Consider the following 23,078-nt stretch of genomic DNA (forward strand, 5'->3'; position numbering starts at 1 on the left):
CTCAGTGCGGTCGCAGCCAGCGCGCGGGGTCGGCGACCACGCCGGCCAGCGCGCGCAGCGCCGCCCCGGTCGCCCCGGCGGCCGGGGCGGCGAGCGCGGCCTCCACGCGGGGCCGGCGCCAGCGGGCCGACAGCACCCGCCGGCCCAGCGTCTCCTCGAGCGCCGGGCACAGCAGCGCGGCCAGCTCGCCGAGGTGGCCGCCGAGCACGACGGTCGGCACGTCCAGGACGTTGAGCACCCCGGCCAGCGCCACGCCCAGCGCCCGGGCGGCGCCGTCGACCGCCGCGCGGGCCGCGGGGTCGCCGTCGGCGGCGCGGCGGGCCAGCTCGCCGGAGCCGGTGTCGCGGGGGAGCCCGGCGGCGGCCAGCAGCGCGTCGCGGCCGGCGTACTGCTCCAGGCAGCCGGTGGAGCCGCAGCGGCAGGCCGGCCCCGCGGGGTCGACGCACACGTGGCCCATCTCGCCGGCCCAGCCGGAGCTGCCGCTCACCACCCGGCCGTCCATGACGGTCGCGCCGCCGACGCCGATCTGCCCGGACAGGTAGACGAAGTCCCGGTGCGGCCCCGGCCGGCCGGGCGCGGTCTCGGCGACCGTGCGCGCGGCCAGGTCGGCTTCGTTGCCCAGGACCAGCTCCGCGGGCAGCGGCGGGCCGAGCAGGTCGGCCGGGCGCAGGTCGGACCAGCCGAGGTTGGGCGCGCGCAGCAGGACGCCGGCGTCGACGTCGACGATGCCGGGCAGCGCGAGGCCGGCGCCGGCGACCCGGGCGCCGTCGGGCAGCCCGTCGAGCAGGCCGGCCGCCAGCCGGCCGAGCCGGCCGAGCGTGGGTGCGGGGTCGCTGCCGCGGAAGTCGCCGGGCTCGACCCGCTCGCCCACCACCCGGCCGCGCAGGTCCAGCAGCCGGCCGGCGAGCAGGCCGGCGTCGGCCTGCAGGCCCAGGGCCACGACCCGCGCGCCGGGGGCCAGCGGCGTGGCCGGGCGGCCGCGGCGGCCCGACGGCGTGGACTCGACCTCGTCGAGCAGCCCGCCGGCGACCAGGTCGTCGGCCAGCCGGGCGGCGGTCGCCCGGGTCATCCCGGTGGCCGCCGCGACGTCGGCGCGCGAGGGTGGGGTGGTGGCGGAGCACACCGTCCGCAGCACCAGCGCGAGGTTCGCCGGCCGCGGGGTCGACGGCCGCGTGCGACCCGTCTCGGGGCTCGCACCGGGCTCGGACACGGGGTTGAGGTTAGCTGTGACGTGCATTATGTTCTAGTCCGAAACAAAATCAGCGCCGCTCCGCCGGCCACCGGTCTGTGCGCATCCCCGCACGGCCTCCCCGCTCAGTTCCCGGGAGTTACCCCATGACGCACCCCACCCGCGACGACAGGTTCTCGTTCGGCCTCTGGACGGTCGGCTGGACGGCGCGCGACCCGTTCGGCGAGGCCACGCGCCCCGAGCTGGACCCGGTCGAGAGCGTCCACAGGCTCGCCGAGCTCGGCGCCTACGGCGTCACCTTCCACGACGACGACCTCATCCCGTTCGGCAGCGACGACGCCGCCCGCACCCAGCGGATCGACGCGTTCAAGAAGGCGCTGGCCGACACCGGCCTGGTCGTGCCGATGGTGACCACCAACCTGTTCACCCACCCGGTGTTCAAGGAGGGCGGGCTCACCGCCAACGACCGCGGCGTCCGCCGGTTCGCGATGCGCAAGATCATGCGCAACATGGATCTCGCCGCCGAGCTCGGCGCGCAGACCTACGTGCTGTGGGGCGGCCGCGAGGGCGCCGAGGTCGACAGCGCCAAGGACCTCAAGGCCGCGCTCGACCGCTACCGCGAGGGCATCGACACCCTGGCCCAGTACTCCGAGGACCGCGGCTACGGCCTGCGCTTCGCCCTGGAGCCCAAGCCCAACGAGCCGCGCGGCGACATCTTCCTGCCGACCATCGGCCACGCCATCGCCTTCATCAACACCCTCGAGCACGCCGACCTGGTGGGCGTGAACCCCGAGGTCGGGCACGAGCAGATGGCCGGCCTCAACTACACGCACGGCATCGCCCAGGCGCTGTGGCAGGGCAAGCTCTTCCACATCGACCTCAACGGGCAGAAGGGCCCGCGCTACGACCAGGACTTCGTCTTCGGTCACGGCGACCTGCTCTCCGCCTTCGCCACCGTCGACCTGCTGGAGAACGGCTTCCCGTCCGGCGGCGCCCGCTACGAGGGCCCCCGCCACTTCGACTACAAGCCGCTGCGCACCGAGGACGTCAAGGGCGTCTGGGAGTCGGCCGAGGCCAACATGCGCACCTACCTGCTGCTCAAGGAGCGGGCCGCCGCGTTCCGCGCCGACCCGGAGGTGCAGGAGGCCCTCGCCGACGCCGCCGTGCCGGAGCTCGCCCAGCCGACCCTCGGCGACGGCGAGACCTACGAGCAGCTGCTGGCCGACCGCTCGGCGTTCGAGGACTTCGACGCCGAGGCCGCCGGCGCCCGCCGCGGCGGTCAGGTCCGCCTGTCCCAGCTGGCCCTCGAGCACCTGCTCGGCGCCCGCTGATGTCCCTGGTCGCGGGGGTCGACACCTCGACCCAGGCCTGCAAGGTCGTCGTCCGGGACGCGGCGTCCGGTGCCCTCGTGCGCGAGGGCCGGGCGCCGCACCCCGAGGGCACCGAGGTGGCCCCCGCGGCCTGGGCGGCCGCGCTGGAGCAGGCGGTGGCGCAGGCCGGCGGGCTCGACGACGTCGCCGCCGTCGCCGTCGGCGGTCAGCAGCACGGCATGGTCTGCCTCGACGGGGACGGCCGGGTCGTGCGCGACGCCCTGCTCTGGAACGACACCCGCTCCGCCGGCGCGGCCGCCGACCTCACCCGTGAGCTCGGCGGCCCGCAGGCGTGGGCCGACGCCGTCGGCCTGGTGCCGGTGGCGTCGTTCACCGTCACCAAGCTGCGCTGGCTGGCCGAGCACGAGCCGGCCAACGCCGAGCGCACCGCCGCGGTCTGCCTGCCGCACGACTGGCTGACCTGGGTGCTCGCCGGGCAGCCGGGCCTGGGCGCGCTGGTCACCGACCGCGGCGACGCGAGCGGCACCGGCTACTGGTCGGCGGCGACGGGGGAGTACCGCCCCGACCTGCTGGAGCGCGCCTTCGGCAGCACCCCGGTGCTGCCGCGGGTGCTCGGCCCGGCCGAGTCCGCCGGGACGCTGGCGTGGGCGGGCACCACCGGCGCCGTCCTCGGCCCCGGCACCGGCGACAACGCCGCCGCGGCGCTGGGCCTGGCGGCCGAGCCCGGCGACGTCGTCTGCTCGATCGGCACCTCCGGCGTCGTCTCGATCGTCTCCACCACGCCGGCCGCCGACGCCAGCGGCGCCGTGGCCGGGTTCGCCGACGCCACCGGCAACTACCTGCCGCTGGTGGCCACGCTGAACGCCGCCCGCGTCCTCGACGCCACGGCGCGGCTGCTCGGCGTCGGCCACGACGAGCTGTCCCGGCTGGCCCTGTCGGCGCCGGCGGGCGCCGGCGGCCTGGTCCTCGTGCCCTACCTGGAGGGCGAGCGGACGCCGGACCGCCCCGACTCGACCGGCGCGCTGCACGGCCTGACGCTCGCCACCTCCACCCCCGCCTCGCTCGCCCGCGCCGCCGTCGAGGGGCTGCTGTGCGGCCTCGCCGACGGCCTGGACGCCGTCCGCGCCACCGGCGCGGAGGTGCGGCGGGTGTTCCTGGTCGGCGGCGGCGCCCGCTCGGAGGCGGTCCGCCGGATCGCCCCCGCCGTCCTCGGCGTGCCGGTGCTCGTGCCGCCGCCGGGGGAGTACGTGGCCGACGGCGCCGCCCGCCAGGCCGCCTGGGTGCTGTCCGGCGCGGACACCGCGCCCGAGTGGCCCCGGCCGGGCACCGAGGTGCACGAGGCCGACCCGACCCCCGCCGTCCGCGAGCGCTACGCCGAGGTCCGCGACCTCACCGCGAACCGCACCTGATCCGCCCCGCACCGCCGGCACCGTCGCCGTACCCCCGAGGAGCACCCCCATGGCCACCGTCACCTACGACTCCGCGACCCGGATCTACTCCGGCGCGGACCGGCCCGCCGTCGACGCGCTGGACCTGCAGGTCGAGGACGGCGAGTTCCTCGTCCTGGTCGGCCCGTCCGGCTGCGGCAAGTCCACGTCGCTGCGGATGCTCGCCGGTCTGGAGGACGTCGACGCCGGCCGCATCCTCATCGGCGAGCGGGACGTCACCGACCTGCCGGCCAAGGCGCGCGACATCGCGATGGTCTTCCAGAACTACGCGCTGTACCCGCACATGACCGTGGCCGACAACATGGGCTTCGCGCTCAGGATGGCCAAGGTCGGCAAGGCCGAGATCGGCGAGCGGGTGCGCGAGGCCGCGAAGCTGCTCGACCTCGAGCAGTACCTGGACCGCAAGCCGCGCGCGCTGTCCGGCGGCCAGCGCCAGCGGGTGGCGATGGGCCGGGCGATCGTCCGCAAGCCGCAGGTCTTCCTCATGGACGAGCCGCTGTCCAACCTCGACGCGAAGCTGCGCGTGCAGACCCGCACCCAGATCGCCCAGCTGCAGCGCCGCCTGGGGATCACGACGGTCTACGTCACCCACGACCAGACCGAGGCCATGACCATGGGCGACCGCGTGGCGGTGCTCAAGGACGGCCTGCTCATGCAGGCCGGCCGGCCGCGCGAGCTCTACGACCGGCCGCGCAACGTCTTCGTCGCGGGCTTCATCGGCTCCCCGGCGATGAACCTCGTCGAGCTGCCGGTGGCCGACGGCGGCGTCCGCTTCGGCGACACCGTGCACCCGGTCGAGCGCGAGGTGCTCGGCCGCGCGGACGCCGACCGGGTGGTGCTCGGCGTCCGGCCCGAGGACCTCGAGGTCGGGGAGCACGGCATCCCGGTGGAGGTCGACGTCGTCGAGGAGCTCGGCGCGGACGCCTACGTCTACGGCCACGCCGACCTCGACGGCACCCGGCACACCGTCACCGTCCGGGTCGACGGCCGCCGCCCGCCGCTCAAGGGCGACCGGGTGCACGTCACCCCGCGCGCCGGCCACGTGCACCTGTTCTCCACCGTCGACGGCGAGCGGCTCGGGTGAGCCTCCCGCCCACCGGCGAGCAGCACGTCCTGCGCCGCGGGGACGCCGAGGCCGTCGTCGTCGAGGTCGGCGGCGGCCTGCGCACCTACCGCGCCGGCGGCCGCGACGTCGTCGACGGCTACGACGCGGGCGAGATGGCCGCCGACGTCCGCGGGCACGTGCTCGCGCCCTGGCCCAACCGGCTGCGCGACGGCGTCTGGTCCTGGGACGGCGTCCGGCACGTCACCCCGGTGACCGAGCCCGAGCGCGGGACGGCGATCCACGGGCTGGTGCGGCACGTGCCCTGGCGGGTGCTCGACCGGGCGGAGGACCGCGTCGTCCTCGGGTACGTGCTGCACCCGCAGCCGGGCTACCCGTTCACCCTGCGGCTGCAGGTGGCGTGGGAGCTCACCGACGACGGCCTGCGGGTGACCACCACCGCCACCAACGAGGGCGGCACCGACCTGCCCTACGGCGAGGGCCACCACCCCTACCTCGCCGCCGGCCCGGGGCTGCGGGTCGACGACTGCACCCTCACCCTGCCCGCCGCCACCCGGCTGCTGACCGACGACCGGCTGCTGCCGGTGGGCCGCGAGCCGGTGGAGGGGACGCCGTTCGACCTGCGCGCCGGCCGGCGGGTGGGCGACCTGGTCGTCGACGACTGCTTCACCGACCTGATCCGGGACGACGACGGCGTGGCCGAGGTGCGGCTGGTCCGCCCGGACGGCAGCGGCGCCGCGGTCTGGATGGACGCCTCCTACGGGCACCTGCAGGTGTTCACCGGCGACGTCGTCGAGCCGCCGTCGCGGCGCCGGCACGGCCTCGCCGTCGAGCCGATGACCTGCCCGCCGGACGCGTTCCGCTCCGGCGAGGCGGTGCGCCGGCTGGCGCCGGGGGAGTCCACGACCGGCGCCTGGGGCATCCGCCCGCTCTGACGGCCGGCCCGCGGGTCAGGCGGTCAGCGCGAGGCAGATCCAGCACAGCGGGTCGCCGGCCTCGTCCCGGTCCTCGGGCCAGGACCACACCGCCGGGTCGAGCAGCGTCACCGGCGCCAGGCACACCGACCGGCCGACCAGCAGGCCGTCGCCGCTGACCGCGTGCAGGCGGCCCACGGGCAGGTCCAGCGACTCCCCGCCGCACTCGAGGGGGCGCACCGCGTCCGCGCCCATCGTCCAGTGCTCGCGGCGCCTGGTGTCCGCGCTCACCGGAGCACGAGGCGCTCGCCGGCGGGCATCCGGCGGGCGAGGTCGGCGAGCAGTGCCCGGGCGTCGTCGGCCACGGTCGCCGCGGCGAGCCGCACGACGACCTGCCGGTGGCCCAGCCGTCGCAGCCCGGTCACGGTCCGGCACAGCGCCTCGGCGCCGATCCGGTCGAGGCGGCCGCGGACGGTGATGACGCCGGTGCTCCGGTCGGTGCGCGCGGTGGACAGCGGGGGCAGCGGGCGGGCGTCCTCCCCGGACGCCCGCGGGGGGGCGGGCGGTCCCGCGGGGGTCCGCCGTCGGCGGGCAGGGGTGCGGCGGTGGGCCTCTTCTCGACTCACCCCTCGACCGTGACGAATCCGTCCGAAACACCCCAGGGCCCTAGGTCCCTGCGGCAGGAGGGTGCGCCGCGGGCCGACACGCAAGGGGTGCGTCCCCTCACGGTCCGCGGTGGAGGCCGGGTCAGGTGGTGTGCGGGCGGGGTGGCGGCACGGGGCTCGGCGGGACGTTCTGGTTGAGGTGGAACAGGTTGTCCGGGTCGTAGCGGCGCTTGATCTCGGTCAGCCGACCGTAGGACGCCCCCACGTCCTCCGGCGTCCGCGCCGCGTCGTCGGCCGAGGCGAAGTTGGTGTAGCCGCCGGGCTGGGCGTGCGGCGCGAGGGCAGCGTGGTAGTCGCGGACCCAGCGGGTGACCCGCTCGTCGTCCGCGGGGTCGGCCCACATCCCGGCGATGTTGACGACGTAGGTGGCGTCCCGGTGTCCGAACGCCGTGGCGTCCCCGGGGACCTCCCTCGGTGCGCCGTCGAGCGTGTACATGTGCATCGCCGAGGTGACCATCGGCAGCCGGGCGCCGTGCTCCACGTGCACGGCGATCGCCTCGTCGGGCACCTCGTCCACGTACACGCTCTTCCAGTAGCACCGCGTGCCCGGCGGGAGCAGCGGGTCGAACAGCTCGTTGACGGCCGGGTAGGGCATCGGGGCCACCATCTCGGCAGCCGGCCGCGCGACCTCCCGGAAGCCCGTGAGGAACCGCTCGCCGTCCGCCGGGTCCCCCGTCCAGCAGGACACGACGACGGCGAAGGCCTCGCCCACGCGGTTCTCGGGGACGAACGGCAGCGGGGGCGCCAGGTGCATCGCGGGGTAGCCGCCGTACTCCCGGGGCGCGGCGGAGATCGTGTCGCGGAAGTGGGCGAAGACCGCCGGGCCGTCGGAGAGCTCGAAGAACTGCAGGGCGGCCAGGACGGTGTCCGGGACGGGGTGCACCCGGTAGGTGAACTCCGTGACGACGCCGAAGTTGCCGCCGCCGCCGCGCAGCGCCCAGAACAGCTCCGGGTTCTCCTCCTCGCTCGCGCCGAGCTGCTCGCCGGCGGCCGTGACCACGCGCGCGGCCAGCAGGTTGTCGCAGGTGAGCCCGTGCGCGCGGCTGAGGTAGCCGATCCCGCCGCCGAGCGTGAGCCCGCCGATCCCCGTGGTCGAGATGATGCCGCCGGTGGTGGCCAGGCCGTGCGCGGCGGCGACGTCGTTCAGCCGCCCCCAGGTCGTGCCGCCCCCGGCCCGCGCCGTGGCCGCCGCGTCGTCGACGTCGACCTGCCGCATCGGGGACAGGTCCGCCACGACGACGCCGTCCCCGGTCCCGAAACCGGCCACGCCGTGGCCGCCGCCGCGGACGGCGAGCTCCATCCGCTGGTCCTGCGCGAGACGGACGACGGCGGCGACGTCGTCGGCGGTCGCGCAGCGGACGACCGCGGCGGGGTGGGCGTCGATCGCCCCGTTCCAGACCCGCCGGGCCTCGTCGTAGTCCGCGTCCCCGGGCCGGATCACCTGCCCGGTCACCCGGTCGGCCAGTGTCGTCAGTGCCTGGGTCATGGCTGCTCCTCGAGGTGCTCGAGTCGCACGCGCCGCGGGCTGAGCACGCGCAGGTCGCGGCGGCGACGCTAGTCCGGGGCACCCTCGTCCGGGGACCCGTGCGAGCGGCCCGGGAGGGAAGCCGACCGGGGCGGCGCGCCCTCCCTGCCCGTCGCGGTGCGGCCACCCGCGGTCCGTCCTCGCCTTGCCGTTATCCCGAACTCCCGTGCGGACTGGAGAGGTGGCCACCCACCGGGGGACGGGAGGTCCGGTCACCGGCGACCGGGAGGTGGCGCGGGGTACCTAGACTCGACCGGGCACCCCTGATCCGGGAGCCGGGACCGACCGAGGAGGGTGCACGTGGCCGTACGGGCCATCCGGGGCGCGACACAGGTGGACGCCGACGAACGCGAGCAGGTCCTCGAGGCCACCCGGGAGCTGGTGAGCACCGTGGTCGAGCGCAACGGCCTCCACCACGACGACATCATCAGCATCCTGTTCACCGCGACCCCGGACCTGGTCTCGGAGTTCCCGGCGCTGGCCGCCCGCGAGCTCGGGATGGGCGACGTGCCGCTGATGTGCGCCACCGAGATCGGCGTGCAGCACGCGCTGCCGCGGGTGCTGCGGCTCATGGCGCACGTGGAGACCGAGCGGCCGCGCGGGGACATCCAGCACGTGTACCTGCGGGGAGCGGTGGCGCTGCGACGGGACATCGCGCAGTGAGCGAGCGCCGGCGAGCGGAGACCACTGCGCGGATCGACAGCCCGGTGAGCGAGCAGGGGTTCCGGGGGCAGGTGACCCTCGACGGGCCGTCGGGCACGGGCAAGTCCAGCGTCGCGCGCGCGGCGGCGGCCCGGCTGGGCGCGGCCTACCTCGACACCGGCGCGATGTACCGGGCCGCGACCGTGGCCGTCCTCGACGCCGGCGTCGACCCCGAGGACGCCGAGGCGGTGGCCCGCGTGGTCGCCGGCGCGCGCATCGAGGTGGGGACGGCGGCGGACACCGAGCGGGTCGAGGTCGACGGCGCCGACGTCGCGGTGCGCATCCGCGGCGCCGAGGTGACCCGCAACGTCTCGGCGGTCTCGGCGGTGCCCGCGGTGCGCCGGCAGCTGGTCGACCAGCAGCGCGCGCTGGTGGCCGCGGCCGACGCCGTCGTCGTCGAGGGCCGGGACATCGGCACCGTGGTGCTGCCCGACGCGACCGTGAAGGTCTACCTGACCGCCGCACCGGAGGCGCGCGCGCAGCGGCGGGCCGCCCAGCTGGGGCTGACCACCCCGGACGAGATCGCCGACCTGGCCGCCGACCTGCGCCGCCGGGACGAGTACGACAGCAGCCGCGCGGACAGCCCGCTGCGGCCGGCCGCCGACGCGGTGGTCGTCGACAGCACCGACCTGGACCGGGAGGGTGTCGTCGACCGCATCGTCGAGCTGGCGCTCTCGGCGGTCGGTGCGGGGGAGAGAGCATGAGCGAGGAGGGCACCGGCGGTCCGCTGCCGGTGGTGGCGATCGTCGGCCGGCCCAACGTGGGCAAGTCGACGCTGGTCAACCGCGTGCTGGGCCGCCGCGCCGCGGTGGTGCAGGACGTCCCGGGGGTGACCCGGGACCGCATCTCCTACGAGGCGCTGTGGAACGGCCGGCGGTTCACCGTCACCGACACCGGCGGCTGGGACCCGAAGGCCGAGGGGCTGGGCGCGTCGATCAGCCGGCAGGCGGAGTTCGCGATGCGCACCGCCGACGTCATCGTGTTCGTCGTCGACAGCCGGGTGGGCGCCACCGACACCGACCTGGCCGCCGCGCGCATCCTGCGCCGCAGCGACCGGCCGGTGATCGTCGTCGCCAACAAGGTCGACGACGAGCGCAGCGAGGCCAACGCCGCGGAGCTGTGGTCGCTGGGCCTGGGCGAGCCGCAGCCGGTCAGCGCGCTGCACGGCCGGGGGAGCGGGGACCTGCTCGACCTGGTGCTCGACGCGCTGCCCGAGGCGCCGCGGGAGCAGCCCGAGGAGGGCGGCCCGCGGCGGGTGGCGCTCGTCGGGCGGCCCAACGTGGGCAAGTCCAGCCTGCTCAACCGGTTGGCCAAGGAGGAGCGGTCGGTCGTCGACTCGGTCGCCGGCACCACCGTGGACCCGGTCGACTCGATCATCACCCTCGGCGGCGAGGAGTGGCGGTTCGTCGACACCGCGGGGCTGCGCCGCAAGGTGAACACGGCCAGCGGCACCGAGTACTACGCCAGCCTGCGCACCGAGGCCGCCATCCAGGCCGCCGAGGTCGCCGTCGTCCTGCTGGCCGCCGACGAGGTGATCAGCGAGCAGGACCAGCGGGTGATCACCCAGGTCATCGAGGCCGGCCGCGCCCTGGTCATCGCGTTCAACAAGTGGGACACCCTCGACGAGGACCGGCACGCCCAGCTGGAGCGCGAGATCGAGCGCGACCTCGCCCGCGTGAAGTGGGCCAGCCGGGTCAACATCTCCGCGGCCACCGGCCGCGGGATCGGCAAGCTGCCCGACCACCTGCACGCCGCGCTCGCCTCCTGGGAGACCCGGGTGCCGACGGCGGAGCTCAACGCCTACGTCCGGCAGCTGGTGCAGGAGACGCCGCCGCCGGCCCGCGGCGGGCGCGCTCCGAAGATCAAGTACGTGACGCAGGCGGACATCCGGCCGCCGCGGTTCGTCGTCTTCTCGACCGGGTTCCTCGAGGCCGGCTACCGCCGGTTCCTCGAGCGCAAGCTGCGCGAGCGGTTCGGCTTCGGCGGCACGCCGCTGGACATCTCGGTGAAGGTCCGCGAGGGCCGGGGGAACGACAAGCGCGGCTGACCGCCGGGTGGACGCTCCCTGGCGGTAGTCGTCCACGGACCGCCCGCCGCGACAGGCCGGGGGCGGCGTCCTCTGGCCCGTCCGTCCGCTCCCAGCGACCTCCCAGCGGCTTCCCAGCTGCGCTTCACTGCCCCGATCCGGAACCGCTCCGACCCACGGACGGGGGCAGCGATGCACCGCAGATCGGCAGTGTTGGTGACGGCGGGGGTGCTGGTGGCGATGGGCACCGGCACCGCCGTGGCGGACGGCGGGGGGCGAGGCGATCCCCAGCCCGGGGCGCCGGGCCTCGGCGACCCGTACTTCCCGCTCGACGGCAACGGCGGCTACGACGTCCGGCACTACGGGCTGGACCTGCGCTACGACCCGGCCACCGACGTCCTCGCCGGCACCGCCACCATCACGGCGCGGGCGACCCAGTCCCTGTCGAGCTTCGACCTCGACCTGCAGGGCCTGGAGGTCCGATCGGTGCGCGTCGGCGGCCACGCGGCGACGTGGACGCGGGACGGCCAGGAACTGGTGGTCACGCCGAAGCACCCGCTCCACGAGGGGCGCCGGTTCGTCGTCGAGGTCGTCTACGACGGGATCCCCGAGACCATCCAGGACGCATTCGGGGCGTCGGGCTTCCTCCACACCGACGACGGCGCCGTCGTCGCCGGGCAGCCGCACGGCGCGGCCACCTGGTTCCCGGCCAACGACCACCCGCGCGACGCCGCCTCGGTCGCTGTGTCGATCACCGTCCCCGAGGGCCTGGAGGGCATCTCGAACGGAGAGCTCCGCGGGACGCGGACCCGGGACGGCTGGACCACCTGGTCGTGGTCGGCGGAGGAGCCCATGGCCACCTACCTGGTCACGCTGGCCGTCGGCGAGTTCGACGTGCGCGAGTACCAGGCCGACGGCATCGCCTACTGGGACGCCGTCGACCCCGACCTCGCCACCTTCGACGCCGACCCGGAGGCCGAGGGGCCGCTGGCCGGTGAGTTGGTCGACGCCGCGCTCGCCCGCCAGCCGGAGGTCATCGCGGCCGCGGAGGGCTGGTTCGGGCCGTACCCGTTCAGCACCTCCGGCGGCATCGTCGACGACGCCGAGGAGCTGACCTTCGCGCTGGAGACCCAGACCCGGCCGGTGTACTCGCCGTGGTTCTTCTTCGACCCGGTGGCCGCCGAGGGCGTCGTCGTCCACGAGCTCGCCCACCAGTGGTACGGCGACTCGGTTCGGCTCGACGCGTGGCAGCACATCTGGCTGAACGAGGGCTTCGCCATCTACGCCGAGTGGCTGTGGCTGGAGCGCGAGGGCCTGAGCACGCCGCAGCAGGAGTTCGACACGATCGCCACCCTGTCGGAGGAGCAGTTGGGCGCGGACTTCTGGGACGTCGTGATCGGCGACCCCGGACCCGCCACCGAGCAGTTGTTCCACTCGGCGGTGTACTACCGCGGGGCGATGACGCTGCAGGCCCTGCGCAACCAGGTCGGTGACGACGCCTTCTTCACCATCCTGCGGACGTGGGCCACCACGCAGGCGGGCCAGACGGTGACCACGGACGAGTTCATCGCGCACGCCGAGCAGGTGTCGGGGCAGCAGCTCGACGACCTGTTCACCGCCTGGCTGTTCACTCCCGGCCGCCCGGCCGGGCTGCCCGAGCCGGCGGAGGTCCCGGCCGCCTGAGCGGCGTCCCGGGAGGGGCCGCCCGCGGGCACCGCGCCCGCGGGCGGTCCCGTGCCGTTCAGTGCGCCGGGGCCGGGTCGTCGTCGAAGCGCAGGGGCTCGGTCCGGCGGGGCATCGCCAGCACGGCCAGCGCGATGACGACGGCGGTCACGGCGGTCGCGACGAACACGCCGTGCGAGGCCGCGTGCAGGCTCTCCCGCGCGAACTCCGCGACGGCGCCGCCCTGCGACAGCGCCGCGGTGGTGCTGTCGACGTCGGTGGGGACCTCGCCGTCGAGGCCCGGCGGCGGCGCGGCGAACCGGGCGGCCAGCGTGGTGTTCGCGATCGCGCCGAACACCGCCGCGCCGACCGCGGACCCCATGGACCGGGCGAACATGTTGGTGGCGGTGACGACGCCGCGCCGGTCCCAGCCGACCACCGACTGCACCGCGACGATCAGCGGCGACGACGACAGCCCGAGGCCCGCGCCGGTGACGAACATCCACGCGCCGACCTGCCACAGCCGCGCGTCGGCGCCGAGCAACGCCGTCCCGACGGTCCCGGCGACGGCGAGTGCGACACCGAGCAGCGCGGTGCTGCGGAAGCCGATCCGCAGGTACAGCCGGCCGGCGAGGCTCGCCGCGACCGGCCAGCCGAGGGTCAGCGCGGCGAGCGCGAAGCCCGCCTCGAGCGCGCCGGCGCCGAGGACGCCCTGCGCCCAGGTCGGCAGGTAGGAGCTCAGCCCGATCAGCAGCGCGCCCAGGCCGAGCGCGGCCACGTTGCCGGACAGCAGGATGCGGCGGCGCAGCACCCACGGCGGCAGCACCGGCTCCGCGGCCCGCCGCTCGACCAGCGCGAAGGCCACGAGCAGCACGACCGCCGTCACGAGGACCGCGATCGACGTCCCCGACGTCCACGCCCACGCGCTGCCGCCCTGCAGCAGCCCGAGGATGAGGAGCGCGAAGCCGGCCGACAGCAGGACGGCGCCGGCGACGTCGAAGCGGTGGGTGCGGCGCTCGACCCGCTCGTTCCACCGGCGCAGCAGCGCGACGAACGCCAGCGCGCCCAGCGGCAGGTTCACCAGGAAGATCCAGCGCCAGGACAGGTAGTCGCTGAAGACGCCGCCGAGGGTGGGCCCGAGCACCGAGGAGACGCCCCACACCGAGGCGAGGTAGCCCTGCACCCGGGCGCGCTCCTCGACGGTGTAGATGTCGCCGATGACGGTCATGCCGATCGGCTGGATGGCGCCGGCGCCGATGCCCTGCAGCGCCCGCCCGACGATCAGCGCCGGCATCGACCAGGCCAGCCCGCAGAACAGCGAGGCGGCGACGAACACCGCGATGCCGAACAGCAGCACCGGCTTGCGCCCGAGGACGTCGGCGAGCTTGCCGTAGACCGGCACGGTCACCGCCTGGGTGAGCAGGTAGACGCTGAACAGCCAGGGGAACTGGCTGAACCCGCCGAGGTCGTCGACGACGGCGGGGACGGCGGTGGCGATGATCGTGCTGTCGAGGGCGATCAGCGCGGTGCTGAGCATGACCGCCCCGAGCACGGGGCCGCGCTCGGAACGGAGCCCGACCGAGGCCCGGGTCACGGTTGTCACGGACAACCACCAACGCGGGCCGGCGCCGGGCATTCCCGTGCGGCGCGCGCCGACCACCCCGGAACGTGAAGGGGCGGGTGCGGTAACCTGCTCCACGCAGCGATCGGGCGGCGCGAGCCGCCCGGCGCTCGGGCTGTAGCGCAGCTTGGTAGCGCACTTGACTGGGGGTCAAGGGGTCGCAGGTTCAAATCCTGTCAGCCCGACAGCGGAACCGCAGGTCAGAGGCGGGTCACCCGACGAGGGTGGCCCGCCTCTCGCGTGAGTACGGCAACGCGGCCGGAGGGGCGGAGGAAGCTGGCCGCCGAGTGGCGCAACGTCTGCAGGGGCACGCCCTCCAGGCCCGCGCACCGGACGAGTTGCTCGAAGCGGCGCGAGACGTCAGTGGGACGCCGGCGGTGAGCATCGCTGACGGCCGGACGAGGAGTACAGGGTCGAGAGCTGAACGGCGGTGGGGTGTGACGACAGCACCCGCCGCATCGCCAGCACTCCTGCGCCGGTCGCGCTACCGAACGGTGTGCCAGCAGGATGACGCGCAGCAGGACCTCACTCCGTGACCGGGCCGGTGGGCACGGCGCCGGTGCCGACGACGTACGTGCGGGTGTTGGTGAACTCGACCGCGCCGGCCTCGCCCAGTTCGCGGCCGTAGCCGCTGCGCTTGGTGCCTCCGAAGGGCAGGCGGGGGTCGGAGGCCACCACGGCGTTGACGAACAGTGCCCCGGAGGTGATGCGCCGGCCGACTGCCAGGGCCCGCTCGGGGTCCGCACTCCACACGCTGGCGGCCAGCCCGTAGCGGGTGGCGTCGGCGACGCGGGCGGCCTCGTCGTCGTCGGTGACGGTGACGACGGCGGCGACCGGGCCGAAGGTCTCCTCGGCCATCACGGGCATGTCGAGGGTGACGTCGGTCAGGACCGTCGGCGGGAACCAGGCGCCGGGACGGTCCAGGCGCCGGCCGCCGACGAGGACCGTGGCGCCGGCGTCGACCGACTCGCGGACCTGCCGCTCGAGGCCGTCGACGAGGTCGGCGCGGGCCATCGGGCCGATGGCGGTGGCCTCGTCCGCGGGGTCCCCGACGCGCAGGCCGGCGACGGCCTCGGCGAAGCGGCGGGTGAACTGCTCGGCGACGGCCCGGTGCACGACGAACCGCTTGGCCGCCAGGCAGCTCTGCCCGGAGTTGATGAAGCGGCTCTTCACGGCTCCGGCGACCGCGGCATCGAGGTCGGCGTCGTCGAGGACGACGAACGGATCTGAGCCGCCGAGCTCCAGGAGGCTCTTCTTGACCGCCCGCCCCGCCGCGGCGGCCACCGCGGCGCCGGCCCGCTCGCTGCCGGTGAGGCTGACCGCGGCGATCCGGTCGTCCTCGACGAGGGTCTGCGTGACCGCCGGGACGTCCTCCTCCGCGACCACGATGCTGCGGAAGACGTCCTCCGGCAGGCCCGCCTCCCGGAAGAGCTGCTCGATGGCCAGCGCGCAGCCGGTGACGTTGGGGGAGTGCTTGAGGACGGCGGTGTTCCCGGCGAGCAGCGTCGGCGCGGCGAAGCGCAGCACCTGCCAGAACGGGAAGTTCCACGGCATCACGGCGAGCACGACGCCGAGGGGCTCGTGGGCCACCCAGCTGCGCTGGTCGCCGGTGTCCACCTCGATGGGCGCGAGCGCCGCGGGCCCGTGGTCGGCGTAGTGGTCGCAGGCGGTGGCGGACTTCTCCACCTCCGCGCGGGCCTCTCCGATGGGCTTGCCCATCTCGGCGGTCATCAGGGCGGCGAGCTCGTCGGCCTGCTTGCGCAGCCGGGCGCCGATCGCCCGGACGGTCTCGGCTCGCTCGGTGAGGGATGTGGCGGCCCAGGCGGGCTGGGCCGCGGCGACGGAGGCCAGGACCGACAACACCGTGTCGGCGTCGGCACCGGGGTAGGTGCGCAGCGTCTGGCCGGTGGCCGGGTCGACGGTGGTGACGGTGGAGGGCACGGGAGCTCCCGGGGTCGGCGGGTCAGCGACGGTTGCCGAGCCGGCCGATGGCCCAGCCCAGGACGAAGACGTCGGCGAGGACGAGTGCGGCGGTCAGCCGCCGGCGGACCGCGGGGGTGATGCCGAGCAGGGCGAAGGCGTCGAGCTCGGCGGCCGCGGGCACGGCCGCGACGGTCCGGGGAGCCGGTGCCGGGGTCGGTCCGGTGGCCGGTGCGGCCGAGCCCGCGGTCGAGGGAGCCGGCGCCGGGGCCCGCTCGGCCGAGCCAGTGGCGGCGCCGGTGTCCGAGGTCAGCAGGGCGGCGAGGTTGGCCGCGAACTGGCCGACGATCTTGTTGGCGACGTCGTTCATGACCCCGCGGCCGAACTGGGCCGGCTTGCCGGTGATGGCCAGGTCGGTCGTGGTGGTGACGGTGGTGCTCCCGGCGTCCTCGGTGAGGACGGCGGTGACGGTGGCGCTGGCGGTCCCGTTGCCCTTGGCGTCCTTGCCCGTGCCCTCGATGACGACCGTGCTGGTCGCGGGGTCGGCCTCGACGAACCGGGCCCTGCCCCGGTAGGTGAGCCCGATGGGGCCGAGCTTGACCTTGACGCTGCCGGTGAAGGCGTCGCCCTCGACCGCCTCGAGGGTGGCGCCGGGCATGCAGGGTGCGATGCGCTCGGGGTCGTTGAGCGCCTTCCAGGCGATGTCGAGGGGGACGGGGACGGTGAAGGTCTGCTGGAGTTCCATGTCTGCTTCCGGGGCGTCGCGCCGGGGGACCGGCGACGTCAGGTGGGGTCGACGGCGAAGGAGCTGACCCGCAGCGTGCGGTCGGGGAGGACGGCGTACTCCAGGCCGCCCACCCACGGCGGCTCGCCGGGGTCGTCGCCGAGGTGGGCCAGCGCGCAGGCCCGCAGGACGGGGGAGTGGGTGACCGCGACGGTCAGCCCGCCGGCGGGCCCGCCGGGGTCGGCGAGGCTGCCGGCGAACGCGTCGATGCGGCGGGCGAGGGTGGCCGCGTCGTCGCCGGGGACGGCGCACAGCCGCAACCACCAGCCGATCCGGTCGGGGTGGTCGAAGAAATCGGCGAAGAACGGATGGGCGGCTGCCTCGTCCTCGCTCATGCCGGGCACCTGCTCGGCGAGGGCGGCGGCGCTGCTGACCATGTCGACCCGCTCGCCGGCGACGTAGACGTCGGGGTTGCGCAGGGCGAACGCCACCCGCGGCCCGTCGACCTGCGCGCCCTCGCTGCGGGCACCCTCGGCCACGGCGTCGGCGGTCTGCCGGGTGCGCAGGGTGCCGCCGGTGAGCACCCGGAAGGCGGGGTTCTCCTTGCCCAGCTCGCGGCCGGTGCGCAGGGCGATCTGCACCCCCTCGTCGGTGAGGGGGACGTCGCCGCGGTGGGAGGCGATCGCGCTGTGGCGCACCAGCAGGAGCCGGTGCGCCACCGCGACGTCGCTGCGCTCAGGCATCGATCGTTTCGTAGGTCTTCACGTTGCGCTCGGCCAGGTACTCGAGGACGTAGCCGAACACGTTCTCCTGGAAGTGCTGCGTGTTCTTGTGGTCCTCGTAGGCCTGCGCGTCGGTGTACTGCTCGTAGAGGAAGAACGTCCCGGGGTCCTCGGGGCTGACCTGCGCCTGGTAGTAGAGGTTGCCCGGCTCCGCTCGGGACAGCGGCGTCATCTTCTCGATGACCTCGCGGACCCGATCGGCCTCTCCGGGCTTGGCCTTCCAGATCGCCGCGACGACGAACGCCATGTCAGTGGTCCTTCCTGTGGGGTGTTCCGACGGTGTTGCGCAGGACGCCGATCGGGCCGGCCTCCATCTCGATGAGGTCCCCGGGCTGCAGCCACCGGTCCAGCTCCAGCCCCGAGCCGCCGGTGGCGGTGCCCGAGCCGAGCACCTCACCGGGGAGCAGGGTCTGGTCCTGGGCGGCGTAGGCGATGAGGTCACCGAAGCTGTGGTGCATGGCGGCGGTGCTGTCGCCGCCCCAGCGCTCCCCGTTGACGCGGACCTCGAGCGCGAGCGTGCTGAGGTCGATCTCGTCGGGGGTGACGATGCACGGGCCGAGGACGTTGGAGCCGTCCCACTCCTTGGCCTTGGCCGGGCCCATCCCGACCGGCAGCTCGCGGCGCTGGACGTCGCGGGCGGACACGTCGTTCCAGATGGTGAAGCCGAAGACGTACTCCAGCGCCTCGGCGGCGCTGACGTCCTTGCACGGCCGGCCGATGACGGCGGCGAGCTCGAGCTCGTGGTCGAGCTGGCGGGTGTAGGAGGGCCAGGTCAGCTCGGTGTCCGGGCCGGTGACGGTGGTGCCCACGCTGCGGTAGAAGGCCGGCACCTCGTACCACTCGGCGGGGATGTCCCGGCCGAGGTTCTTGAACGCGTTCCTCAGGTGTCCCTCGAAGGCGAGGAAGTCCCGGAACGAGCGGGGCTGCAGCGGGGCGAGCAGGCGCGCGTCCGGCACCGGGCGTTCGGTCCCGATCGGGGCGCCGGCCTCGATGAAGGCGATCATGTCGCCGTCGAAGCCGACGTCGAGGACGGTCCCGCCGTCGAGGCGGCCGACCCTCGCCGCGCCGTCCGGGGACGTGTAGGTCACGAACTTCACGACCCGACCTCCTGCACCGCGTCGATGATCTTGACGTAGCAGCCGCAGCGGCAGAGGTTGCCGCCGAGGGCCTCGGCGATCTGCTCGCGGGACGGGCAGGTGCGGGCGGCCGAGCACTCGCCGAGGAAGGCCTTCGAGGTGAGCACCATCCCGGGGATGCAGTAGCCGCACTGGAAGGCGTGGTGCCGGTCGAAGGCCTGCACCACCGGGTCGTCGTCGGGGAGGCCCTCCACGGTGGTGATGGCCCGGCCCTGGGCCAGCGGGGCCAGCAGGATGCAGGAGGAGATCGGCTGACCGTCCAGCAGCACCGTGCAGGCGCCGCACAGGCCCACGCCGCAGGTGCCGCGGGCGCCCAGCAGGCCGAGCTGGTCGCGCAGGACCTCGAGCAGCATCACGCCCTCGTCGACGTCGAGGTCGACCGGGGCACCGTTGATCTGCAGGGTGACGTTCACGCGGGCTGCTTCTCCTTCACCGTCTCGTGAGCCGCCGCGAGCACCCGTTCCGGGGTCAGCGGCAGCTGGGTGGGGCGGTAGCCCAGGCTGGCCAGGGCGTTGCCGATCGCCGGCGGCACCGGGGGCAGGGCCGTCTCGCCGAGTCCGTGCACCTCGGCGCCCTCGACCTCGAGGATGGTCTGGCTGATCGCGGCGCAGTCCAGCGCGGACGGGATGTTGTAGTCCGACAGGTTGGGGCCGACCACCTGGCCCTCGTCGAAGACGATCTCCTCGAACAGGGTGGTGCCGATCGCCATGACCATCGACCCCTCCTGCTGGAGCTCGGCGGCGGCCCTGTTCACCACCCGCCCGGCGTAGGAGGCGGCGTGCAGCCGCCGGAGGGTCAGGACGCCGGTCTCCTCGTCGACGTCCACCTGGGCGGCGGCGGCGCCCTGGTGCCAGTGCGAGGAGGCCACGCCCTGGCCGGTGTCGACGTCGAGGCCGCCGTCGTTGGCGATGCGCCCGTGCCCGGCGTCGGTGCCGTTGTCCTTCATGTCGGCGACGGCGACCTCGAGCGCGCGGCTCATCATGTGCGTCGACCGGCTGGAGGTCGTGCGGGTGTCGTAGGGGACGCGGTCGGTGTCCGGGGGCGGCACGTCGACCCGGTCGGCGTCCACGCCGAGCAGGTCGGCGGCGAGCTGGGCGATCGCCCTGGCCGAGCCCTGTCCCATCTCGGTGGTGGCGCTGAGCACCTCGTAGCGGTCGGGGCCGGTGCGCCGGATGCCGACCTCGGCCCGGCTCGGGGTCTGCATCCCCTTGAGCATCACGGCGATGCCCTTGCCGGGGTTCGGCCCGCCGGGCTGCCAGTCGACGGCACGGGCCGCGTCGTCGAGCAGCTCCTCGAAGTGGACGTCGTGCATGGTCTCGCCGGTGCAGTAGACGTCCCCGTCGACCAGCAGGTTGCGGCGGCGCAGCTCGACCGGGTCCATCCCGAGCCGCTCGGCCATGAGGTCGGTGACCCGCTCGGAGGCCCACACCGACTGGGTGGCTCCGTAGCCGCGGTAGGCGCCAGCCGGGGGCAGGTTGGTGTAGATGCAGTAGGAGTCGACGGCGACGGCGTCGAACCGGTAGGGGCCGACGCCGGCGTAGCCCATCTTCATCGCGACGCCGGGCCCGCAGTCGGCGTAGGCGCCGGTGTTGACCCAGCACCACACCCGCTTGGCCACGAACCGCCCGTCGCGGGTGGCGCCGAGCCTGATCCGCACGGTCGCCGCGTGGCGGGTCAGGGTGACGAACTCCTCGTCCCGGTCGAGGGCCAGCCGTACCGGCCGGTCCAGCCGCTGGGCGACGGCGGCGGCGATGGCCTCGGTGCGGACGAAGGTCTTGGCGCCGAACGACCCGCCCATGGGCGGGACGACGATGCGGACGTCGGTCTCGGGCAGGTCGAACAGGCCGGCGAGGTCCTGCCGCATGTTGAACGGCGTCTGGGTGCCGGTGACCAGCTCCAGGCGCCCGTCGGTCCAGGTGGCGATGCAGGCGTGCGGCTCCATGGCCACGTGCTGCACCGCCGGCATGGCGAAGGTCTCGTCGACGATCACGTCCGCGGCTCCGAAGCCCTCGGCGACGTCGTCGGGGACGGGGTCGGCGGTGTAGGGCTCACCCTGCGGGATGCCCGCGGTGCGGATCCGGAACCGGTGGCAGGTGTTGGTCCCGTTCAGCGGGCGCAGGCCGAAGTAGGCGGAGTCGCTGCGGCTGACCGGGATGGTCTCGTGCACCAGCGGGGCCCCGGGGCGCAGGGCGTCGCGCTCGTCGAAGACCGCGGGCAGTTCCTCGTAGCTGACGTCGACGAGCGCGGCCGCCTCGCGGGCGGTGGCCTCGTCCGGGGCGGCGACCACGGCGACCGGGTCGCCGACGTGCCGGGCGATCCCGGCCAGCACGTGCTGGTCGGCGATTTGCGCGCCGTAGCGGCCGAGGTGCTCGACGTCGGCCGGGGTGAGGACGACGACGCCGTCCGGGACGGAGGACGTGTCCACGCCGGTGACGCGGGCGGCGGCGTGCGGGGAGCGGACCAGCCGGGCGTGCCACATGCCGGGGACGGTGAGGTCGTTGGGGTAGCGGATCTGGGCGCGGATGCGGGGATCGGTCATGCCACGTGCTCCTGGATGGTGGCCTTGCGCGAGCTCAGGGCGGCCGGTGTGAGGTCCTCCAGCGCGCGGCGGACCTCGACGGCGATGGCGCGGGTGCGGTAGGCGGCCGATCCGCGGTTGTCGCTGATCGGGTCGATGCGCTCGGCGTAGCCCCGAGCGATGTCGCGGACGCTGTCCTCGCTGCCGGGCACCCAGGTCGCGCACAGGTCGGGGAACACCTGCGGGCGCCCGGTGACCGCACCGACGGCCACCGTGACCGTTCCCTCGTGCAGGGCGGCGGCGACCGAGACGCTCGGCCGGTCCTCCCGGCTGCGGGTGAGCAGCTTGCGATAGGTGGTGTGGTGGCGGCCGCGGGGGACGAGGACCCGGGTGATGAGCTCGTCCTCCTCGAGGCTGGTCTCGTAGTGGTCGACGATGAGGTCGGCGACGGGGATCCGGCGCAGGCCGCGGACGCTCAGCGCCTCCACCCAGGCGTCGCAGGCGACGAGCATGGCCGGCGGATCGGACGCGTAGTCGGCGTCGCCGAGGACGCCGCCGATGGTGGCGGCGTTGCGGACCCGGGGGTTGGCGACGACGGCGAAGACCCGCTGGATGCCCGGCCACCCGGCGGCGATCTCGGGGTGGAGCTCGATCTGCCGGTGGGTGACCATCGCGCCCAGGGCCAGCTCCGCGCTGGTCGAGACCAGCCGCAGCTCGCGGACGTTCTGCAGCGAGATCCAGTCCTCACTGGCGAGCAGGCCCTGCCGGGTGAGGATGCCGACGAAGGTCCCGCCGGCCACCACGGTGGCGTCGGGGTGGGCGGCCTTGAGCTCCACCGCCTCGGCGACGGTGCGGGGCGCCATCCAGGTCACGTCGTGTGCTCCTGATCGTGGTTCGGGGACGTCGGCGGGCAGGGCTCCGCCCGAGGGGCGGCGGTCGGGTCGCCGCGCCTCCGGGCGGAGCCGCCGCTCAGACGGTGGTGATCGGCCGGGACTGCAGCAGGTAGAGGTCCCCGGCGGCGTCGAAGGCCCACTCGATGTCCTGGGGGACCCCGTGCAGGTCGGCCAGCTTCTGACCCATCTGTGCCAGGGCGACGCACTCGTCGTCGGAGAGGATCCGTTCGGCGTCGACCACCTTCGACTTCTTCACGACGCCCTGGCGGGACAGCGTGTAGTTGTCGGGCGTGACCTCGCCGGAGACGACGGCCTCGCCGAGGCCGCGGGCGGCCTCGACGACCATCCGGTCCTTGCGGCCGTGCACCGGGTCGACGGTGAACATGACGCCGGACTTCTGGCTGTCGATCATCTGCTGGACGACGACGGCCATCGCGACGTCCTCCAGCGACCCCTTCTCCTGCCGGTAGAAGACGGCGCGGTCGGTGAAGAAGGACAGCCAGCACTCGACGACGTTGTGCAGCACCGCCTCGAGGCCGTCGGTGTTGAGGAACGTCTCCTGCTGGCCGGCGTAGCTGGCGCCCTCGGAGTCCTCGGCGCAGGCCGAGGAGCGCACGGCGACCGGGCCCTGCAGCCTCGCGTACTCGCGCTCGATGAGCTCGCGCGGGGGCCTCGCCGCGGCGACGAGGGCACGGGCGGCGTCGACGTCCTTGCGGCGCATGGCCTCACGGAGTGCCTCCTCGTCCACCGCGGCGGAGAACGCCGCCGAGGTGATGACGAAGCCCGGGGGCACCGGGAGCTCCTCGGCGGTCATGGTCGCGAGGCTGGCGCCCTTGCCGCCGGTCAGCTCCGCCACGCGGCAGCGAGGGTCGCTGAAGGGCAGGACGAGCGGCTGGTCGTGCGTCGACACGGCGGCGTGCTGCTCCGTGGTCGGGGGCGGGAGGATCGCGGTCATCGGG

At 74.8% G+C, this 23,078-nt stretch carries 22 protein-coding genes and 1 tRNA gene; 9 read left to right on the top strand and 14 right to left on the bottom strand.

Features of this window, described 5'->3' with window-relative positions:
• Position 1: 1 nt before the first annotated feature.
• Positions 2 to 1,210, bottom strand: coding sequence for an ROK family protein (locus tag ACI8AR_RS04715; RefSeq protein WP_457049937.1), 1,209 nt, complete (start codon positions 1,208 to 1,210; stop codon positions 2 to 4).
• A gap of 125 nt (positions 1,211 to 1,335) precedes the next feature.
• On the opposite strand from ACI8AR_RS04715, the gene xylA reads away from it, so the two are divergent.
• The 4 genes from xylA to ACI8AR_RS04735 are packed head-to-tail and all read left to right on the top strand — an operon-like array spanning position 1,336 to position 5,966.
• Entirely contained in the window at positions 1,336 to 2,520 is a 1,185-nt protein-coding gene (xylA, locus tag ACI8AR_RS04720; RefSeq protein WP_457049938.1) for a xylose isomerase, read from the top strand.
• On the top strand, positions 2,520 to 3,929 hold the full coding sequence (gene xylB, locus ACI8AR_RS04725) for a xylulokinase (RefSeq protein ID WP_457049939.1): 1,410 nt from the start codon (positions 2,520 to 2,522) through the stop codon (positions 3,927 to 3,929). Before xylA ends, xylB begins: the two co-directional genes overlap by 1 nt.
• A gap of 49 nt (positions 3,930 to 3,978) precedes the next feature.
• Positions 3,979 to 5,052 carry an ABC transporter ATP-binding protein gene (locus ACI8AR_RS04730; protein ID WP_457049940.1) on the top strand — a complete coding sequence of 358 codons (1,074 nt, stop codon included), beginning with the start codon at positions 3,979 to 3,981 and terminating at the stop codon, positions 5,050 to 5,052.
• Positions 5,049 to 5,966: an aldose 1-epimerase family protein gene (locus ACI8AR_RS04735; protein ID WP_457049941.1), complete on the top strand. Its 918-nt coding sequence runs from the start codon at positions 5,049 to 5,051 to the stop codon at positions 5,964 to 5,966. Before ACI8AR_RS04730 ends, ACI8AR_RS04735 begins: the two co-directional genes overlap by 4 nt.
• A 15-nt stretch (positions 5,967 to 5,981) precedes the next feature.
• Here the strand turns inward: ACI8AR_RS04735 and ACI8AR_RS04740 are convergent, their stop codons facing one another.
• The 3 genes from ACI8AR_RS04740 to ACI8AR_RS04750 form a co-directional block, all read right to left on the bottom strand.
• A complete protein-coding gene (locus ACI8AR_RS04740; protein WP_456928749.1) occupies positions 5,982 to 6,236 on the bottom strand; it encodes a hypothetical protein in 255 nt (84 codons plus the stop codon).
• Positions 6,233 to 6,571 carry a hypothetical protein gene (locus ACI8AR_RS04745; RefSeq protein WP_457049942.1) on the bottom strand — a complete coding sequence of 113 codons (339 nt, stop codon included), beginning with the start codon at positions 6,569 to 6,571 and terminating at the stop codon, positions 6,233 to 6,235. Before ACI8AR_RS04745 ends, ACI8AR_RS04740 begins: the two co-directional genes overlap by 4 nt.
• A gap of 121 nt (positions 6,572 to 6,692) precedes the next feature.
• Complete coding sequence (locus tag ACI8AR_RS04750; RefSeq protein ID WP_457049943.1) at positions 6,693 to 8,096, bottom strand: FAD-binding oxidoreductase; 1,404 nt, start codon at positions 8,094 to 8,096, stop codon at positions 6,693 to 6,695.
• A gap of 339 nt (positions 8,097 to 8,435) precedes the next feature.
• Here ACI8AR_RS04750 and aroH point away from each other — a divergent pair, with 339 nt between their 5' ends.
• The 4 genes from aroH to ACI8AR_RS04770 all read left to right on the top strand — a co-directional run bounded on the left by aroH (position 8,436) and on the right by ACI8AR_RS04770 (position 12,546).
• Positions 8,436 to 8,798, top strand: a complete 363-nt coding sequence (gene aroH / locus ACI8AR_RS04755; RefSeq protein WP_456938400.1) for a chorismate mutase — start codon at positions 8,436 to 8,438, stop codon at positions 8,796 to 8,798.
• 44 nt (positions 8,799 to 8,842) lie between these two features.
• Entirely contained in the window at positions 8,843 to 9,541 is a 699-nt protein-coding gene (cmk, locus tag ACI8AR_RS04760; RefSeq protein WP_457049944.1) for a (d)CMP kinase, read from the top strand.
• Positions 9,538 to 10,884 (top strand): ribosome biogenesis GTPase Der, encoded by a 1,347-nt coding sequence (der, locus tag ACI8AR_RS04765; protein WP_457049945.1) that lies wholly within the window; start codon positions 9,538 to 9,540, stop codon positions 10,882 to 10,884. The genes cmk and der overlap by 4 nt, the downstream gene beginning before the upstream one ends.
• 195 nt (positions 10,885 to 11,079) lie before the next feature.
• The gene (locus tag ACI8AR_RS04770; protein WP_457049946.1) at positions 11,080 to 12,546 is read left to right on the top strand and encodes a M1 family metallopeptidase; all 1,467 of its coding nucleotides are present in this window, start codon (positions 11,080 to 11,082) and stop codon (positions 12,544 to 12,546) included.
• Positions 12,547 to 12,604: 58 nt separating this feature from the next.
• On the opposite strand, the gene ACI8AR_RS04775 is transcribed toward ACI8AR_RS04770, so the two are convergent.
• Complete coding sequence (locus ACI8AR_RS04775) at positions 12,605 to 14,128, bottom strand: MDR family MFS transporter (RefSeq protein ID WP_457049947.1); 1,524 nt, start codon at positions 14,126 to 14,128, stop codon at positions 12,605 to 12,607.
• A 129-nt stretch (positions 14,129 to 14,257) separates the two neighbouring features.
• Between ACI8AR_RS04775 and ACI8AR_RS04780 the strand changes: the two genes are divergently transcribed.
• Positions 14,258 to 14,331 (top strand) — tRNA-Pro (locus ACI8AR_RS04780).
• 340 nt (positions 14,332 to 14,671) lie between these two features.
• Here ACI8AR_RS04780 and ACI8AR_RS04785 read toward each other — a convergent pair.
• The 9 genes from ACI8AR_RS04785 to ACI8AR_RS04825 all read right to left on the bottom strand — a co-directional run bounded on the left by ACI8AR_RS04785 (position 14,672) and on the right by ACI8AR_RS04825 (position 23,074).
• Entirely contained in the window at positions 14,672 to 16,087 is a 1,416-nt protein-coding gene (locus ACI8AR_RS04785; RefSeq protein ID WP_457049948.1) for an NAD-dependent succinate-semialdehyde dehydrogenase, read from the bottom strand.
• Between the two features lie 22 nt (positions 16,088 to 16,109).
• Positions 16,110 to 16,811, bottom strand: a complete 702-nt coding sequence (locus ACI8AR_RS04790; RefSeq protein WP_457049949.1) for an SRPBCC domain-containing protein — start codon at positions 16,809 to 16,811, stop codon at positions 16,110 to 16,112.
• Positions 16,812 to 16,849: 38 nt separating this feature from the next.
• Positions 16,850 to 17,533 (bottom strand): phosphoglycerate mutase family protein, encoded by a 684-nt coding sequence (locus tag ACI8AR_RS04795; RefSeq protein ID WP_457049950.1) that lies wholly within the window; start codon positions 17,531 to 17,533, stop codon positions 16,850 to 16,852.
• Entirely contained in the window at positions 17,526 to 17,819 is a 294-nt protein-coding gene (locus ACI8AR_RS04800; RefSeq protein WP_457049951.1) for a putative quinol monooxygenase, read from the bottom strand. The genes ACI8AR_RS04795 and ACI8AR_RS04800 overlap by 8 nt, the downstream gene beginning before the upstream one ends.
• Before the next feature lies 1 nt (position 17,820).
• Positions 17,821 to 18,669: a fumarylacetoacetate hydrolase family protein gene (locus ACI8AR_RS04805; RefSeq protein WP_457049952.1), complete on the bottom strand. Its 849-nt coding sequence runs from the start codon at positions 18,667 to 18,669 to the stop codon at positions 17,821 to 17,823.
• Positions 18,666 to 19,121 carry a (2Fe-2S)-binding protein gene (locus tag ACI8AR_RS04810; protein WP_457049953.1) on the bottom strand — a complete coding sequence of 152 codons (456 nt, stop codon included), beginning with the start codon at positions 19,119 to 19,121 and terminating at the stop codon, positions 18,666 to 18,668. The genes ACI8AR_RS04805 and ACI8AR_RS04810 overlap by 4 nt, the downstream gene beginning before the upstream one ends.
• Positions 19,118 to 21,247, bottom strand: a complete 2,130-nt coding sequence (locus tag ACI8AR_RS04815; RefSeq protein WP_457049954.1) for a xanthine dehydrogenase family protein molybdopterin-binding subunit — start codon at positions 21,245 to 21,247, stop codon at positions 19,118 to 19,120. Before ACI8AR_RS04815 ends, ACI8AR_RS04810 begins: the two co-directional genes overlap by 4 nt.
• Complete coding sequence (locus ACI8AR_RS04820) at positions 21,244 to 22,089, bottom strand: FAD binding domain-containing protein (protein WP_457050183.1); 846 nt, start codon at positions 22,087 to 22,089, stop codon at positions 21,244 to 21,246. The genes ACI8AR_RS04815 and ACI8AR_RS04820 overlap by 4 nt, the downstream gene beginning before the upstream one ends.
• Positions 22,090 to 22,195: 106 nt before the next feature.
• Positions 22,196 to 23,074 carry a PEP/pyruvate-binding domain-containing protein gene (locus ACI8AR_RS04825; protein WP_457049955.1) on the bottom strand — a complete coding sequence of 293 codons (879 nt, stop codon included), beginning with the start codon at positions 23,072 to 23,074 and terminating at the stop codon, positions 22,196 to 22,198.
• Positions 23,075 to 23,078 lie beyond the last annotated feature (4 nt).

This window comes from Geodermatophilus sp. SYSU D01036 (assembly GCF_054050435.1).

What these genes read in the sequence shown, in the direction of transcription:
- xylA (WP_457049938.1), top strand. Translation starts at nt 1,336, where the DNA reads ATGACGCACCCCACCCGCGACGACAGGTTCTCGTTCGGCCTCTGGACG.
- xylB (WP_457049939.1), top strand. Translation starts at nt 2,520, where the DNA reads ATGTCCCTGGTCGCGGGGGTCGACACCTCGACCCAGGCCTGCAAGGTC.
- ACI8AR_RS04730 (WP_457049940.1), top strand. Translation starts at nt 3,979, where the DNA reads ATGGCCACCGTCACCTACGACTCCGCGACCCGGATCTACTCCGGCGCG.
- ACI8AR_RS04750 (WP_457049943.1), bottom strand. Translation starts at nt 8,096, where the DNA reads ATGACCCAGGCACTGACGACACTGGCCGACCGGGTGACCGGGCAGGTG.
- der (WP_457049945.1), top strand. Translation starts at nt 9,538, where the DNA reads ATGAGCGAGGAGGGCACCGGCGGTCCGCTGCCGGTGGTGGCGATCGTC.
- ACI8AR_RS04790 (WP_457049949.1), bottom strand. Translation starts at nt 16,811, where the DNA reads ATGGAACTCCAGCAGACCTTCACCGTCCCCGTCCCCCTCGACATCGCC.
- ACI8AR_RS04795 (WP_457049950.1), bottom strand. Translation starts at nt 17,533, where the DNA reads ATGCCTGAGCGCAGCGACGTCGCGGTGGCGCACCGGCTCCTGCTGGTG.
- ACI8AR_RS04800 (WP_457049951.1), bottom strand. Translation starts at nt 17,819, where the DNA reads ATGGCGTTCGTCGTCGCGGCGATCTGGAAGGCCAAGCCCGGAGAGGCC.
- ACI8AR_RS04815 (WP_457049954.1), bottom strand. Translation starts at nt 21,247, where the DNA reads ATGACCGATCCCCGCATCCGCGCCCAGATCCGCTACCCCAACGACCTC.
- ACI8AR_RS04820 (WP_457050183.1), bottom strand. Translation starts at nt 22,089, where the DNA reads ATGGCGCCCCGCACCGTCGCCGAGGCGGTGGAGCTCAAGGCCGCCCAC.
- ACI8AR_RS04825 (WP_457049955.1), bottom strand. Translation starts at nt 23,074, where the DNA reads ATGACCGCGATCCTCCCGCCCCCGACCACGGAGCAGCACGCCGCCGTG.